Annotated in this window: 16 protein-coding genes; 7 read left to right on the top strand and 9 right to left on the bottom strand. The window is 69.8% G+C overall.

The features are described 5' to 3' along the window. Nucleotides 1-8: 8 nt before the first annotated feature. The gene (locus ACWC2B_RS07745) at nt 9-203 is read right to left on the bottom strand and encodes a hypothetical protein (protein ID WP_450715539.1); all 195 of its coding nucleotides are present in this window, start codon (nt 201-203) and stop codon (nt 9-11) included. A 215-nt stretch (nt 204-418) separates the two neighbouring features. Here ACWC2B_RS07745 and ACWC2B_RS07740 point away from each other — a divergent pair, with 215 nt between their 5' ends. Next, complete coding sequence (locus tag ACWC2B_RS07740; RefSeq protein WP_450715538.1) at nt 419-769, top strand: ArsR/SmtB family transcription factor; 351 nt, start codon at nt 419-421, stop codon at nt 767-769. A gap of 107 nt (nt 770-876) precedes the next feature. Here ACWC2B_RS07740 and ACWC2B_RS07735 read toward each other — a convergent pair whose 3' ends face one another. The 5 genes from ACWC2B_RS07735 to ACWC2B_RS07715 all read right to left on the bottom strand — a co-directional run bounded on the left by ACWC2B_RS07735 (nt 877) and on the right by ACWC2B_RS07715 (nt 3,970). Further along, entirely contained in the window at nt 877-1,023 is a 147-nt protein-coding gene (locus ACWC2B_RS07735) for a DUF6126 family protein (protein ID WP_450715577.1), read from the bottom strand. Nucleotides 1,024-1,461: 438 nt separating this feature from the next. Beyond that, complete coding sequence (locus ACWC2B_RS07730) at nt 1,462-1,806, bottom strand: ArsR/SmtB family transcription factor (protein WP_450715576.1); 345 nt, start codon at nt 1,804-1,806, stop codon at nt 1,462-1,464. Between the two features lie 5 nt (nt 1,807-1,811). Then, nucleotides 1,812-1,985 carry a hypothetical protein gene (locus ACWC2B_RS07725; RefSeq protein WP_450715537.1) on the bottom strand — a complete coding sequence of 58 codons (174 nt, stop codon included), beginning with the start codon at nt 1,983-1,985 and terminating at the stop codon, nt 1,812-1,814. Between the two features lie 431 nt (nt 1,986-2,416). Next, nucleotides 2,417-2,986: a hypothetical protein gene (locus tag ACWC2B_RS07720; protein ID WP_450715536.1), complete on the bottom strand. Its 570-nt coding sequence runs from the start codon at nt 2,984-2,986 to the stop codon at nt 2,417-2,419. Between the two features lie 591 nt (nt 2,987-3,577). Further along, complete coding sequence (locus ACWC2B_RS07715) at nt 3,578-3,970, bottom strand: hypothetical protein (RefSeq protein WP_450715535.1); 393 nt, start codon at nt 3,968-3,970, stop codon at nt 3,578-3,580. 2,287 nt (nt 3,971-6,257) lie between these two features. On the opposite strand from ACWC2B_RS07715, the gene ACWC2B_RS07710 reads away from it, so the two are divergent. From ACWC2B_RS07710 to ACWC2B_RS07700, 3 genes are all read left to right on the top strand, one after another. Next, the gene (locus tag ACWC2B_RS07710) at nt 6,258-6,674 is read left to right on the top strand and encodes a hypothetical protein (protein WP_450715534.1); all 417 of its coding nucleotides are present in this window, start codon (nt 6,258-6,260) and stop codon (nt 6,672-6,674) included. Nucleotides 6,675-7,327: 653 nt separating this feature from the next. Then, entirely contained in the window at nt 7,328-7,624 is a 297-nt protein-coding gene (locus tag ACWC2B_RS07705; protein ID WP_450715533.1) for a hypothetical protein, read from the top strand. 1,389 nt (nt 7,625-9,013) lie between these two features. Then, the gene (locus ACWC2B_RS07700; RefSeq protein WP_450715532.1) at nt 9,014-9,343 is read left to right on the top strand and encodes a hypothetical protein; all 330 of its coding nucleotides are present in this window, start codon (nt 9,014-9,016) and stop codon (nt 9,341-9,343) included. Between the two features lie 445 nt (nt 9,344-9,788). Here ACWC2B_RS07700 and ACWC2B_RS07695 read toward each other — a convergent pair whose 3' ends face one another. After that, nucleotides 9,789-10,049 carry a hypothetical protein gene (locus ACWC2B_RS07695; protein ID WP_450715531.1) on the bottom strand — a complete coding sequence of 87 codons (261 nt, stop codon included), beginning with the start codon at nt 10,047-10,049 and terminating at the stop codon, nt 9,789-9,791. A 225-nt stretch (nt 10,050-10,274) separates the two neighbouring features. On the opposite strand from ACWC2B_RS07695, the gene ACWC2B_RS07690 reads away from it, so the two are divergent. From ACWC2B_RS07690 to ACWC2B_RS07680, 3 genes are all read left to right on the top strand, one after another. Continuing rightward, nucleotides 10,275-10,532, top strand: a complete 258-nt coding sequence (locus ACWC2B_RS07690) for a hypothetical protein (protein ID WP_450715530.1) — start codon at nt 10,275-10,277, stop codon at nt 10,530-10,532. Between the two features lie 7 nt (nt 10,533-10,539). After that, nucleotides 10,540-11,331 (top strand): hypothetical protein, encoded by a 792-nt coding sequence (locus ACWC2B_RS07685; protein ID WP_450715529.1) that lies wholly within the window; start codon nt 10,540-10,542, stop codon nt 11,329-11,331. Nucleotides 11,332-11,443: 112 nt separating this feature from the next. Continuing rightward, entirely contained in the window at nt 11,444-13,156 is a 1,713-nt protein-coding gene (locus tag ACWC2B_RS07680) for a purine-cytosine permease family protein (RefSeq protein ID WP_450715528.1), read from the top strand. Between the two features lie 31 nt (nt 13,157-13,187). Here the strand turns inward: ACWC2B_RS07680 and ACWC2B_RS07675 are convergent, their stop codons facing one another. Beyond that, nucleotides 13,188-14,183 (bottom strand): hypothetical protein, encoded by a 996-nt coding sequence (locus ACWC2B_RS07675; protein ID WP_450715527.1) that lies wholly within the window; start codon nt 14,181-14,183, stop codon nt 13,188-13,190. Beyond that, a complete protein-coding gene (locus tag ACWC2B_RS07670) occupies nt 14,180-15,055 on the bottom strand; it encodes a hypothetical protein (protein ID WP_450715526.1) in 876 nt (291 codons plus the stop codon). Before ACWC2B_RS07670 ends, ACWC2B_RS07675 begins: the two co-directional genes overlap by 4 nt. Nucleotides 15,056-15,172 lie beyond the last annotated feature (117 nt).

Below are 15,172 nucleotides of genomic sequence, written 5' to 3'. Positions count from 1 at the left end.
GGGGCCGGTCAGCGGCCGTGCGACTCATCGGCGGCGGGTGGCTGAGGGTCGGTGCGGCCGCCGAAGGCAAGCTTGAGCATGCGGGCCTTGCCGCAGCGCGGGCACAGTCCGTCCGCTCCGACGGCGGTGGGCCGGCACTTGAGGTGGCAGGAGGGGCACTTGAGCCAGGCGACGCCCTGGCCACGCAGCGGGGTGATTCTCACGCAAGCCTCCCTCACCATACCTATGGAGTTGCTAATATTAGCAACTCCTGAGGTCGTCACCAAGTAAATTCCACGGTTCCGCCTCGGTGCGCGGGTTCGGCCTGGCCGGTTTCGCGCGCGAAGATGGGCCGCATGTTCGTGATGTGTGGGTGGATACGATGCGCCAAGGACCGGCTGGAGCGGCCGCAGTGCTGCACCGGAGAGGGGACGGCACGGTGAGCGCGCCGCTGTATCAACTGAAGGCCGAGTTCTTCAAAACCCTGGGCCACCCGGTGCGGATCCGGGTGCTGGAGCTGCTCAGCCAGCGCGACCACACGGTGTCCGAGATGCTGCCCGAGGTCGGCGTCGAGGCCGCCCACCTCTCCCAGCAGCTGGCCGTGCTGCGCCGGGCCAACCTGGTGGTCAGCCGCCGGGAAGGCTCGACCGTCTCCTACGCGCTGGTCAGCCCGGAACTGGCCGACCTCCTCAAAGTGGCCCGCTCGATCCTCTCCGGCGTCCTGGCCGGACAGGCCGAGCTGCTGGCCGACCTGCGTGCCGCGCAGCCGGACCGCAAAGCGCCCTCATAACGAGGGCCTTGGACCGGCGGTCGCCTCTTGTCTGATGGACAGCTCTGGACGGCTGGAGGCGACCGCCCTCGATCGCGATCGTGACGGTCGTCCGTTCGTGCCGTTCGTTACTTGTGTGCGTGCTCGCCGACATAGAAGAGCAGCCACACGAACCCGGCGAACAGGTGCGTGCCGAAGATGTAGAAGAAGGCGCGCAGCGCGACGCCGTTCTCCTTCTGCTTCTCTTCGTCCTTCGCGGCCTTCTTGCCGCGCATCGGCCGCGCATCGGTGGTCTCGTCGCTCATCGCGTCACCTCCACAGTCGTCACGAACATCACAAGCCTCACCAGAGGACCTCGAACCGCATAAGAAAGATCTTCCCCTCGGTCATTTGAGGCCGGTTCACAGCTGAGTTCCCCGGAGCACCAGCTGTCCCGAGCCGACCGTCACCCCCACACAGGCGGAGGGTGAACGCGGCGCGTGCCGCACCACATGGGTGACCAGTTCACTGACAGCTAGCAGCACCGCATCGGCGAACGCGGATCTGGGCGCGACCCCCGCCTGCGCGAATCGCCCGGCCTCAGCCTCCCGGGCCCGCGCCACCGCCTGCGGCCCCACCGGTACCGACGAGACATGCCGCAGTGTCCGGGGCGGGACGTGCTCCACCGCCGCCCCCGGCTTCCCCCTGCGAGGACCTCAGCCAGCCCGTACCCGTCACGGGGTGACCGCCTTCTCTGCCTCGTGCAGCTGGGCGAGCAGGTCTTGCTGCCCGGCCAGCAGCGTCGACAGGATCCGCCGCGCCGCCGCCAGCAGCTCCGCGACATCGCCGCCGGCCAGCTCGTACACCACGGTTGAGCCCTCCCGGGTCGCCGTTACGATGCCCGAGCGGCGCAGCACGGCCAGCTGCTGGGACAGGTTCGACGCCTCGATCTCGATCGCCGCCAGCAGATCACGTACCGGCAGCGGCCCGTCCTGGAGTAGCTCCAACACCCGAATACGCACCGGGTGCCCCAGCATCCGGAAGAACTCCGCCTTCGCCTGATACAGCGGAACCGGCACCCCCATCACCCTTCCTCCGCCCCGACGTCGATCCCGTGTTTCCGGGCCAGCCGCAGCGCATCCTCCAGTTCGCCCTGGGCCAGCGACACCTCGTAGGCGTCCTCCGCCTCCAGGGCTGCTTTCAGCGCCTCCTGCGCGTTGCGCACGCGCTCTTGCAGTGCCTCGGCGAACCCGCCCACTACCCGACCGCTTCCCCCGTGACTTGATCACCACGGCAACTAAGGAATTGAAGAACTCTTCAATTCTAATGGACACCGCCGACCGGAGAGCCATCCCCCGCCACAGCAATGCCTCGCGACGCGTCCTGTGTGGTCCGTTGTGGTCCGTGGCTGAACCGAGGTGGTCCGGTGTGCACCAGCGCGGTTGGCCCGAGTGCGGCAAACGGCGACAGCGGCGCGAGGGTGGCGGGGATTCCTCTGGACGTGATGGTCCGGGGGCCATTGCGGGGACGTGGCACAGGCGCCGCCTCTGCCGGCTGGGGCCTGGCGCCTCTCCTTCGCCGTACTCGTAGCCGTGCTGTCAGCCTGAAAACGCGCCAACGCCCCGTGCTGCTGCCCACAACTGAGGGCGTGCGGGCAGCAGCACGGGGCGAGCGACGGTGGGGCAGGGCTCAGAGGAGCTTCTGGGGGGCCTGGTACTGGTCGACGGGCGCGATGTTGCAGGCGGCCTTGGGGCCACCGAGGCCGTGTCCGCCGATGCCCTCGCCCTCGGGCAGCGGCACCAGGCAGCGGCCGTCGACGTTGATCAGCGAGGCGCCGTAGGTGTTGAGGATGCCGCCCGCTCCCTCTTCGCCACCGATGACGGTGTCACCATTGCGGGTCGAGAAGTCCGTGGCACCGGTGCCGGCGCTGGCGCCACCACTGCCACCGGCCCCGGTGGTGGTGCCAGTACCGGTCCCCGTCCCCGTCCCAGTCCCAGTGCCGGTCCCGGTGCCAGTGCCGGTGCCAGTCCCAGTGCCGGTGATGCCGCTGACGGCGTCACCGATGCAGCCGCAGCCGGTGCCGGTGCCGCTCGTGGTCGGGCTCTGGCCAAGAGGAGTGGCAAGGAGGTTCTGAATCGCGTTGGCGGCGGTCTTGTGGGGCTGGGGACCGGTGGTGTGTGCCGTGGCCGAGGCGGGCGCGGCGATGGCCATCGTTGCGGCGGTGGCGAAGGCTGCCCCGGCGAGAACCTGCTTGATCACGGTTGTGCTCCCATTCGGTGGATCGGTGAGGATGGCAGGCCCGCCTTGTGAAACCTGCCGCCCTTTGGAACGAGGAACGTGCAGACGACGTCACAAAGTGCGCTCATTCGGACCAACGCGTACACCAACGCGTGGGTGGGGCTGGTGCGTCCGCTGTCCGTCGGTGGCTTGTCCCGGGCTACGGGCGCACCCGCGAACGCGAAGGGCGCGGCTCTTGCCGAGTGCCCGTGATCGCGCATCCTGATCATGGGCACTCAAGCAGGGCCGCGCCCGAGAGTGAACGTTCTGGGCAGCCGGTGCCACCGGAGCCTGGATGCGTATGTGCACATGTCCGGGGCCCCGGCCCGGCCGGCGGGGTGCTGAGTGTGCCGGGTCCCGTGGCCGTGTCCGGCCCGCGGGACCCGTGGGGCACTCTCGGTCCTGACCCCCGGGCCCCGGGCGCAATTGACGCTCCGTAGGCCCCGTCCCCGCTTCCACCGCCCAGCCCGTTGCGAGCTGCTCGCACGGGATCGCAGTCTGCTGCTCGGGCTGGACGTTACGGGCTGGGCGAGGGCCTGTGGTGTTGTGGATGCGGGGTCGACGGTCGAGGGGTCAGAGGAGCTTCTGGGGGGCCTGGTACTGGTCGACGGGCGCGATGTTGCAGGCGGCCTTGGGGCCGCCGAGCAGGTGTCCGCCGATGCCCTCGCCCTCGGGCAGCGGCACCAGGCAGCGGCCGTCGATGTTGATGAGCGGGGCGCCGTAGGTGTTGAGGATGCCGCCCGCGTCGCCCGCGATGGCGGTGTCACCGTTGCGGGTCCCGAAGTCCGTGGCACCGGTGCCGCTCACGGTCGTGCCCGACGCGACACGGGCGGCGCGGATGGCCTCGTGAGCGTTGGTGGGGGTGCTCTTGGCCTCGGGCCCCATGGTGGCTGCCGAGGCGGGCGCGGCCACGGCCATCGTTGCGGCAGTGGCGAAAACCGCCCCGGTGAGAACCTGCTTGATCACGGTTGTGCTCCCATTCGGTGAATCAGCTAGGGCTGACAGGCCCGCCATGGGGGACACCTGCCGCCCCGAGGGGGAGGTGGACCACGGGCGGGGGCGCGGAGTCTGGCACGCACCTCTCCGCGTTGCCGAACCGCCCCGACAGCTCCGCCGTCGATGGCGCTCCGACGCTTTGCGATGCACCGCACCAGACTCCGCGCCTGTCCAACCCTGATCCACCAGGCACCCCTTAAACGAGGAACCTGCACAACACGTCACAAATGATGCCCATTTGGGCCAATGCGCGCCTCGCAGCCCTGATGGTGGCTGGCCGTCCGCCCCGGCCTCTGTCCGCCTGACGGTTCAGAGCCTGATGCGGAGGCATCCGCACGTAAGTGCAGTGTCTAAACCGTTGCCGTCGGCGGCTGTTGCTCCAGCCGTGGGTGGCCGTTCGGTGAAACCAGTCGTCGGCGTCGCAAGGAGATGCGACCGACCTCTGACGGGACCAGGCTGCGCCTTCCCGGGCCGCAGCGCATCCGCAAAAGCGAACGTCCTCAGAAGCGAACGTCCTCGTCGCCGATGCCACCGGTGAGGACGCGCATGTCAGCTGCCCCGGACCGGTCGACGACGTCGTGAACGTGCGGGGCCCCGGGGGCTGGAATGGTTCAGACCCCGGGACCCTTGTGCATCTCCGCCCGGCTAAACGACGCTCCGCGGCACCTGTCACCCCGCTTCCCCCGCCCAGCCCATTCCAGGCCCCGCGATCTGCTGTTTGTCTCGGCTTGGCGCGTCGGGCAAGGGCACGGAAGTGCTGCGGCAGCTCACAGAGGGCCGTACCCAGGGCAAGCGCGCTCCCGGCACTTGGCGTTGACCGCCCTGCAGAAGCTGCACGCGTACGGGTAACCGGAGATCCCCCGTCGCAGTAGTCCGCACCGAAGTCCGAGCGCGCGGCGGCCCGCGCACTACGAGGGGAGCCGCAGGTGCGGGCGGATTGTGGCGCTTGGTCCCGGGCGGGGGCGGGCAGGCGGCCACCGAAGCCGGCCGCCTGCTGGTTGGGGTCTGTGCATAGGGGAGACTGGGCGGGTGACCACAGACCCACGCAGTCCCCTGGACAGCGACACCCCTTGCTTCAGTTCTCCCGAGCCGACACGTCCGGGTTGGACCGAGCCTCGCTCCGCGGCCGGCGCTCCGCCGGCCACTTTCCTTGAGCCCCGGCTTCGACCGGACCCGTCGGCCGACGCAGCCGTATCCTGATCACCGTGAGCCGCCTGGCTCAACTCCGGTCTGTAGCACGGCAGTTGTCTGCCGGGAGCGGCGCCGCCCTCATGGATTGGAGAACGCCGGCATCCGCCCGCGCGACGGTGGCGCCGACCTGATGGTCGTGTATACGAAGTGGCACGCGTCCGCTCTACCGCGCGGCGCGCGTCCGGCGCCGCCTTTCCGGGGCGCGAGGAAGGCGAACCGCGGGTGCCGCGGCCGAGGATCGGGGCCCGCGTCCGGCTGCGGCGGCCAAGTCGATTCGGCCCAGGGCTCGTTCAGCACCGCGCGGAACAACCGTGAACATCACGCCGGACGCTGCCGCTATCGCCGCGGGCCCGCTTGAGCCGTGTCGGGACGGCGAGGGACGGCGGGTCTCCCTGGTCTGCGAAGCGGTTGGCGGTAGGGGGCGATCACCGCAGAAATGCCTACCTCCGCTGTTCGGTGTGCCTGGCGCGGTGAAAGCCGAGGGACATTCAAATCCTGTGGATGGTGGGGGAGTTCAGGCTGCGTGAGCTTCGGGGCGTTCGGCGAGGTGGCCGCGCTGAAAAGCGAGTCCCCGGCTCAGACGAGGGTGACGGGTTGGGGGTGCCTTCACGGCTCGCACGGCTCGGTATGAGCCGGGCGGGGGAAGCGGGGTGACCAGGCTGCGGGGTTCGTTGGACCCGGGGCAAGATCACGGTGGGGAGTGCACCGAGGGGCCCGGGGTCTGATCAGTCCCCCGGCGTACCCCTGGTCGGGCGGAGTACCGGATGTGTGTCCGTGCCGCTGGTGCCGACGGCCACCGCGATGGCTTCTGCGGTCCGACAGTCGTGGCACAGGCCGTGACGTACAGCGGGCCCACCACCGAAAGCCCGTCCTCCCGCCCGGCCCGGTGGGACCGGCAGGGATGTCGAGGAGCGCCCGGGGCCTGTGACTGCTGCGCAAGTGAGTTGGGCGTTGGCCCAAATGGGCACAATTCGTGACGTTTTACGCAGGTCCCTCGTTCCAGGGACGACAGGCTCCCATGACGGGCCTGGCACCCCTCTCTGACCCACCGAACGGGAGCACCACCGTGATCAAGAAGATCCTCGCCGGGGCAGCCTTCGCCACCGCCGCAACGATGGCCGTCGCCGCGCCCGCCTCCGCACAGACCCCGAAGCCCCAGGCCAACACCACCCCCGTCCAGATCCCCACCAGCGCACTCCAGACCCTCCTCGCCGCAGCTGCGGGCCCGACCGCCAGCAGCACCGGTGCCATGAGCGGCGTGGGTGCCTCGGACTTCGCGACCCGCAACGGAAACACCACGATCGCGGGTGAGGCGGGCGGCATCGGCAACACCTACGGCGCCCCGTTCATCAACGCCGACCTTCGCTGCGCGGTGCCGCTGCCCGAGGGCGAGGGCATCGGCGGACACGCCCTCGGCGGCCCCAAGGCCGCGTGCAACATCGCGCCCGTCGACCAGTACCAGGCTCCCCAGAAGCTCCTCTGACACCACTCGGCGTACGAGCCTCCCATCAGGGCCCACCAGGACCCAGCCAGGAAACCCCACACCGCAATCTGAACTGACAGCGGCCCGCGCAGCCCATGGAACCCGCAATGGGCTGGGTGGGGGAACCAGGGTGACCGGGGCTGCGGAGAGCCGTTGAGCCTGGGGCATTGGAGAGTGCACAAGGGTCCCGGGGTCCGGACACGGCCCCGGGACCCTGTGCGTTCAAGAGCCCCGCCCTGCGATCCGGGGTGCCGGAAACGCACGTCCGGGCCGGTGGCAACGGCGGCCAAGAACGTTCGCTTCAGGGTGAGGCTGCGCCCGTGACCCCGTGGGTCACCGACGGAATGTGGACACATCAGCCCTCACCTCCTAGGTGTCCGGTTTGGTCTTAACGGGCGCACTTTGTGGCGTGTTCTGCGTGTTCCCGGGCCGAGGAGGTGTCCGGTGGCTCAGGGTCGGCCAGGGGTACGGCGTCTGGTGCGGTGCACCGCAAGGCGCCGGAGCGTCTTGACAGCGGAGCTATCGGGACGTTGCGGCAACGCGGCGAGGCGTCGTGTCACACGCCGCGCCCCGGCCGTGGCCCTCCAGGGGCGGCAAGTCTCCCCACGGGGCAGGCCTGCCACTCTCTCTGATCCACCGAATGGGAGCACAACGTGATCAAGCAGGTTCTCGCCGGGACGGCCCTCGCCATTGCCGCAACGATGGCCGTCGCCGTGCCCGCCTCAGCAGACACCCGCGACTTCGGTACCCGTAACGGTGACACCGTCATCGCGGGTGGTGCGGGCGGCATCCTCAACACCTACGGTGCCCCGCTCATCAGCGCCGACCTTCGCTGCGCCGTACCGATGCCTGAGGGCGAGGGTATCGGCGGCCACCTCCTCGGCGGCCCCAAGGCGGCGTGCAACGTCGCACCCGTCAACCAGTATCAGGGCCCGCAGAAGCTGCTCTGACCCCTCGGCCGCCGAGCCCGGCTCACAGAAGTACAGGCCCTTGTGCAGCCTTTGGCGTTCGGCGGGGAACAGCCATCGTGATCCATCCCGCGTCGGCACACCCAATGGACCGTCACCGACGGCCAGAACCATGAGGTGCGGCCAGGGGTGCGGCTCTCACCCAGAAGGGCCGCCGCGACAAGCTGAACGAACAGCGGCTCGCAGCTCGCCGAGCTCGGCGCGGACTGGGTGTAGGTGGTCAGGGTGACCTCGGCCGCGGCCGGTCGTTGAACCGGCCGGTCAAGGAAGTGGAAGTGCACAGGAGTCCCGGGGAACGGTCACCACACACGGCCCCCGGGACTCCGCGCTGCCGGGCGCCGACCTGCCGTTGAGCGGGCGACGGGCCGACCGCGCGACCAGGGCCACGTCCACGCGGCAGGCGCCAACGGTGGCGTATTCCGCTCCAGGGCCGGGGCCGCAACTGGCAGCCCATCGCCGAGAAGCTGCCCACCCCGTCGACCGGCACCGTGGTCCTCGGCGGCTCAAGCCGGCACGACGATCGACACGGCGACAGGCGGGCTATTCCGCAACTGCCCTGTGAATAGCGGCAGTTGGACTACCGCCCCAGCCCAGGTGGCCGAGTGCGAGGTCACCCCGCCGGACAACTCGGTGGCGCTGGCACCCGATTCACCGCGCCGCTCACCTCCGACGCCAAGGACATCAGCACCTGGGTGGCCGGCTGACGGCACGTGTGGGTGCAGAACAAGGGGTTCGGTTCGAGGTCCGCTCGGGCGCGAAGTGGAAGTTCTACCGCTCGGCCGGGCGCTGACTGGCAGGTACCCGGCAAAGGCCTGCCCGCGGCGGCGGTCATACAGTTGAGTCCCGGCCCGGACCACTACCTCTAGTACCTCTAAGCTGCCACGCACGGCCGCGACATCCGCCCCCTTCGACGTACCGCGCCTCAAGGGCCGTACGAACGACTGGCCCGACCCCGGCCGGGCGGACGGACGCGGTTGCTTCGCACGGAGCAGCGGGGCCATCCCTTCATCAGGCACAGTGCTTGGACGCGAGGCGCCGGGCCCGCGCCGGGACCGGCAGGACGGTTCCGAGGTCGCTCGCGGGTCGGCACGGTCGGCGCGATGATGGCCTTACGGGCCGATCCGCACCCATCCGACAGGGCTGCCATGCGGTAAGGCCAGGCCCCCTGTTCCTGTCTTGTGCCATCTTCGAGGCCCGTGAACTACCCCGGCGCGGCCCTCTGGGGGCGCCAGGAGGAATGACCTCGAAGTTGCGAGATCCCCAACAGAGTCGCTCACTCATTCGGGTGGGAGCGCTACGTACGAAGTTGTGCACCGGAGGGCAGGGGGGCACTCCTCTCCTGTCCGATCAGACCATGCCGAAAGGGCTCCCATGCGTATCCGTACCGTCCTAGCCGCCGCCACCCTGACCGCTGTCACCATCCTGGGCGGGGCGGGCGTCGCAGCCGCCGACGACGACGGCAATGCCACCGGTACCGGCCAGCACGCCGCCAACGGGATGACTGACGATGTCAGTCAGCTCGACTCCGCCCAGGACCGCCCCGATGGGCGGGGTGACTCCGCTCAGGAACGCCCCGACACAATGGGCGACTTCGGGCCGAACCGCCCCGACGGACGGGGTGACTCCGCTCAGAACCGCCCCGACGCAATGGGTGACTCCGCGCCGGACCGCTCCGACTCAATGGGTGACGGGCTGTTGTAGTTCGACTGTGTCTTGTGGCCCCCGCCCCGGCGGGGGCCACAGGCATGCTCTCGCCAAACACGGCGTCATCAGCTTCCATCCGCCAGGGCAGACCAGTAGCCGACGGATGTCGGTCGGTTCAGACGCGGGCTCTGGCTCTCATGCTGCTCGCTACAGTCCCCGGGTGGGCACCCTGCGCGGCAAGGCAGGACTGGCCCGCCCGCGGCCCTCACCCAGCGCGCCCCGCTTCGGCACCCCGCCGAAATCGTCGCGTACGCGCAGCGCGGCAAGGACCGCGTCGGAGCCACGGGCCGCTATCACGCCGTGTTCCGGAACTGCACCGACCCGGAGTAGTCCCTGTTGGGCGACGGGAAAGTGTCAGTGCGTACGTGGCCTGGCGGCACTGCCGTTGCCGCCCCTCGGGAAGAACCGGAGCGATCTTCCTTCGGGTGGCTGCGCCCTCCGCTCAGTCCACCTCCGGAGCCCCACCGAGCAGCCTGCCGAGCAGTTCGCCCGGCAGCCCGCCGGGCACGGCGTTGGCAACGGTGTACGTCGGCAGGCCACCTTTGGCCGCGTCCCCAGGGACCGGCACGCCGCTGCGGGGCCCGCTGGCGGCCGGTGGTGGCGTGTCAGTCCCGGTCTGCGGGGCAGCGTGTGCGATCCCGGCGAAGGCCAGGATGGGAGCGGCGAGGGCGAGAACGGCGACTGCGCGCCTAGTGGTCTTCATGCCGAGTGAACGATCTTGGTCTGATACAGGACACGGTTACGGGGTTCGCTGCCACCGGCATGCCTCACGTAGTCGGCTGGCGGCACCTCGTGTCGCCGGCCCGCAGAGCGTCCTGGATCCGAGGGCCAAGCCAGACCAGCTGAGGGATTTCACGCGCGACCACCCCGACATCCCGAGGACTTCGTCGTCAGGCCCGCGGTAGGGGTCACCAACCGGGGCGTCCTCGTGGTCCGTCCCGGCGACGACCTGACGGGGGCGTTCGCTGAGGGGCTGCCCCCAACGGCGTCCCACGCCATCGAGCTTCTGGCGGCCGCTCCGAGCACCTCCACTTCCGCGGACTTCGTAGGCCATCCGGAGGAGTTGGAGCTTGCTGCGGCCAAGGCGGGCTGGACGGCGGCACGGGCTTCGTCGGGGGTGGGCGGCGCCAGCCTGGCCCGCCCCGAGGCGCTCGCCGTGGACCGCGGTCAGCGAAGGCCACTATGAGCAGGACATGCTCCAGTTCTCGAAGCGGGGATTCGACTACGTCAAGGTCGACTGGTGCGGCGGCGACAAGGAGGGCCTCGACGCCAAGTCCACCTACCGGGCCATCATCGACGCGGCCGCGAAAGCGGCGGCCGCCACAGGCCGCCCGCTGACCCTGTCGGTCTGCGACTGGGGCAAGCAGGACCCCTGGAACTGGGGCGCCGGCATGGCCGCCCTGTGGCGTACCAACACCGACATCATCTTCCACGGCAACTCGCCGTCGTGGGACAGCATGCTCGCCAACTTCGACACGAACGCGCACCCCTCGGCCCAGCACACCGGCTACTACAACGACCCGGACATGCTCATGGTCGGCCTGGACGGGTTCACCGCCGCCCAGAACCGCAGCCACATGAACCTGTGGGCCATCCCGGGCGCCCCGCTCCTGAACGTCAGGGCCGACGCCACGGGCACCAACGTCGTCGACATCGCCTACACCAACGGCGCCAACGCCGCCCGTACGGCCGTGCTCCAGGTCAATGGACAGCAGGCCACCACGGTGTCCTTCCCGCCGACCGGCTCGTGGACCGCGCCCGGCACCGTGTCGGTCGAGGTTTCCCTGGCGAGGGGCTCGTCGAACTCGCTGACGTTCTCCAACTCCGCTGCCTGGACACCGGACTTCGACGCCATCGAGGTCCGCCCGCTGCCCGGCGCGAACGGTGCCCAGTGGCCCGCGACGGGGTACTACGGCGGGTGCCGGCGCCCGTATCAGCTGCCGGGGTTCCAGGGGCCGGGTCCGTTCCGCGTGACCCGGAGTTAACTCGCCGCGGGCTCCCTTAACGCGCAGGAAATCCTGAGTGACGGCGTGCCGTCATGTCCGGCTCCTACCTTCCGGTCCGTACCGCACACGGACCGACGAACAGGGAGCCGCGATGACGGACACCGCCGCCGCACCATCCGCCAGGACCAGCACGCAGCCGCCGCCGCAGGACGGGCCTCGGCGCAGCTACGCCAGGATGGCCGCCGACGAGAGCCGCGAGGACTATTCGCTGCGCTATGCCCCGCACTCCTTCCGGCGCTGGTCACCCACGATGGTGGCCTCCACCGCGCTCGGCGGCATCGCCTACCTCGCCGACTTCGCGATCGGCGCGTCCATCGTCTTCACCTACGGCTTCACCAGCGGATTCGCCTCGATCCTGACCGCCGCCACCATCATCTTCGTGACCGGTATCCCGATCGCGCGAGCCTGCGCCAAGTACGGCCTGGACATGGACCTGATCACGCGCGGGGCCGGCTTCGGGTACTTCGGGTCCACCCTCACCAGCCTCATCTACGCCTCGTTCACCTTCATCTTCTTCGCCCTCGAAGGCTCGATCATGGCTCAGGCCATGCACCAGGCCATTGGACTCCCGGTCCAGGTCGGATACTTGGTGACGACCCTGATCGTGATCCCGATCGTGTTCCGCGGAATGGGGGCGCTGGCCAAGGTGCAGGCCTGGACCCAGCCGCTCTGGATCATCGGCATGGTCCTGCCGTTCCTGGTGCTGGCCTTCGAAGCCCCGGACGCCTGGGGCGCGTTCGGCTCGTTCGGCGGCACCGAGGGGGCGGGCTCCGGCTTCTCCTGGATCGGCTTCGGGCTCGGCACGGGCGTGGCGCTCTCGCTCATCGCGCAGATCGGAGAACAGGCCGACTACCTGCGGTTCATGCCCGCCAAGACCGAGACGAACAGGCGCCGTTGGAATCTCGCCGTGCTTGCCGCCGGACCCGGCTGGGTGATCATCGGGGCCGCCAAGCAGCTCGGCGGCGCCTTCCTCGCCTTCGTGGCCCTGGAGGCGGTCGGCAAGACCCACGCCCTGGAGCCGATCGCCCCGCAGATCGAGGCACTGCGCCCCTGGCTCGGATCGTTCGCGCTGCCGGCCGCCGCGCTGTTCGTGATCGTCTCGCAGGTGAAGATCAACGTGACCAACGCGTACAGCGGTTCACTGTCCTGGTCGAACTTCTTCTCCCGGCTCACCCACCGCCACCCGGGCCGGGTCTGGTACATCTTCCTCAACCTCGCCATCGCGCTCACGCTGATGGAGATGAACATGTTCGCGGCCCTCAACAAGCTGCTCGGCTTCTACTCGAACGTGGGCATCGCCTGGATCACGGCCGTCGCCGCGGACCTCGTCATCAACAAACGGGTGGGCTGGAGCCCGAAGTACATCGAGTTCAAGAGGGCTTATCTGTACGCCGTGAACCCGGCCGGGTTCGGCTCGATGGTGATCGCGTCGGTCGTCTCCATCCTGGCCTTCTTCGGTCTGTTCGGCCGGTACGCCGAAGCCTTCTCGACCTTCATCGCGGCCGGACTCGCCCTCGTGCTCTGCCCGTTGATCGCCTGGGCCACCCGAGGCAGGTACTACCTCGCCCGCCCCAACCCGGTGAACGGACCGGACGTGGTTGTGGCGGACGTGACGGCCACCCACACCTGCGCGGTCTGCGAGACGGCCTACGAACTCCCGGACATCGCCGACTGCCCGGTCCAGGCCGGACCGATCTGCTCGCTGTGCTGCTCGCTCGACGCCGAGTGCGGCGACGCCTGCCGCAAGGACCCGACGGCAGGCCCGGTCCTGATGCCGCTGCCGACCGTGCGCACCGCCGTCTGAGGGTCACAGTGACGTAGCCGACGCAGCGGTGCTAGCAGGCGGGGGAGCGGCCGGCGCTGACCCGGGACCCGTACGGCGCGAACTCCAGGCGTACGGCATCGCTGCGCGGCAGCACGAGGGCCACTCCGGTGGAGAGGGCCCAGTCCTGCGGGATCAGCACGTACTGGTTCGCGGACTGGAGGATGAGGACGAGGCCGTCGTAGCGGTAGTGGTAGGCGGAATCGGCGTCGCGGCAGTGGGTTTCGCGCACGCCGGGCGCGGTGAGCGAGAGGCCGTGCTCGCTGTAGAGGACGGTGGTGTCGGAATACGGCAGTTCGTCGACGAGCTGCTGGGCGCGGCCCCGGCCCACGGCAGCGGCGTAGTCGTTGGCCGCCCAGACGAGGCCCAGTCCGATGAGCACGAAGACGACGGCCCATTCGGCGAGCGCCGCCCATTCCGGCCGGGGAGCGGGGCTGGGCGGGGGAGGCGGGTCCTCGCCATCCGGCGGTGGTTCCGTACTCCCCGGCGGCGCTGGGCCTCCGGGTGGCGCCGCCCGCGTGACGGTGCGGTGCAGATGGAGTGCGTACGCCAGCAGGATCACGCCGGACGCGAGGCTCAAGGGGGCTGCCACGAGGTGGTGGTTGAGGAAGAACCGCCGGTCGACGACGCTGTACAGGCCGCCGAGCGTCAGCAACAGACCGGTCGCGGCGACGGTGGGCAGCGCGTAGCGCAGCAGCCGCGGCTCCGGTCCCGCGGCGATCCTCGTACGCAGCAGATCGTGGCCCCAGAACGCAGCGAGACCGCCCGCCGCTACGACGACCATCGGGATGAAGAGGGCGTCGAGACTGCGCATCAGATAGTCGACCGTGCCGAAGTCGAGGACGGTGGAGTTGACGCCGAAGTAGGCGAAGAACCAGTACACGTGCCAGTAGCCGAAGTAGTAGAGCAGCGCCGAGACGAAACTGGTCGGGGCGACCACCGCGCCGAAGAGCGCGCCGAGCCTGCGGACAGGGGTGGCCGCGGGCGCGGCTGGTGCTCCTTCGCTCATGAGGACCGGGAGGGGGAGGGGGAGCGAGAGGTGGAGGCGGGGGGTGCGCGGTGTGCCGGAGAGGCCGAAGGGCTGTGCGTGCCCGACCCAACGGGCGGGGATTCAGGGGGACTTGGGGATTTCGGGCTCGAACCCGTGCCGCAGGGGGCCGCGCCGATCACCTTGACGGTGTCGCCCCGGTGGAACTGCTTGCCTTCGGCCGGATCCATCCCCACATAACCGCAGGGGGTGCTGTCCGGGCCCGCCTTCTGGTAGGCGTGGACCAGCTTGACGCAGAGCTTTCCTCCGCACTCCTTGACGAACTTCTGCTTGAGCTCTTCCCAGATGGTGCCGGGGCCCTCCTCGTTGATGGGCAGGCCGAACCGCCCGAACGCCGGGATGTGCAACGGCGACCCCGGGGCGGTCGGCCCGCCCGCGCCCCCGCTGCTCCGGCCGCCGGAGGCGGACCCGGTTCCGCCGGACGACTTGCCGCCGCTCGTCGAGGTCCCCCCGCCGGATGACTTCCCGCCGGTCGTGGAGGTTCCGCCTCCGGACGAGGTGCCGCCGATGGAGGACGTGCCGCCGCTGGTTGAGCCTCCTCCGCTGGACGAGGTGCCGCCGCCCGACGAGGTCGATCCGCCCGACGAGGCTGAGCCTCCGGATGCCGTGCCGCCGACCGATGACGTGCTGCCTTCCGACGTTGGGCCCTGCGACGTCGCGCCGCCCGACGCCGACCCGGCGTCCGAGGCGTCCGACGCGGGCGGGGCCGTCGGCGTCACCGCCGGTCTGTCGGCTCCGGTCGAGCCCGCACTGCTGCACGCCGCGACCGTCGGCACGCACAGCACCACCACCGCACCCATCCGCCAGACCGAAGTCCGCAGCCATCCCGCCATGTCGCACCTACAACTTCCACGACTGCGAATACGCCGTTGTAATAGGAGAATCGCAGGTGATCCGGCTCAAGTCGACACCGTGCGCGGACCGATGGGATTTCGCCACGGGGGAAGCCG

This window comes from Streptomyces sp. NPDC001415 (assembly GCF_053597395.1).
The sequence above is the reverse complement of the archived record's forward strand: the minus strand, read 5'-3'. Positions and strand labels throughout refer to the sequence as shown.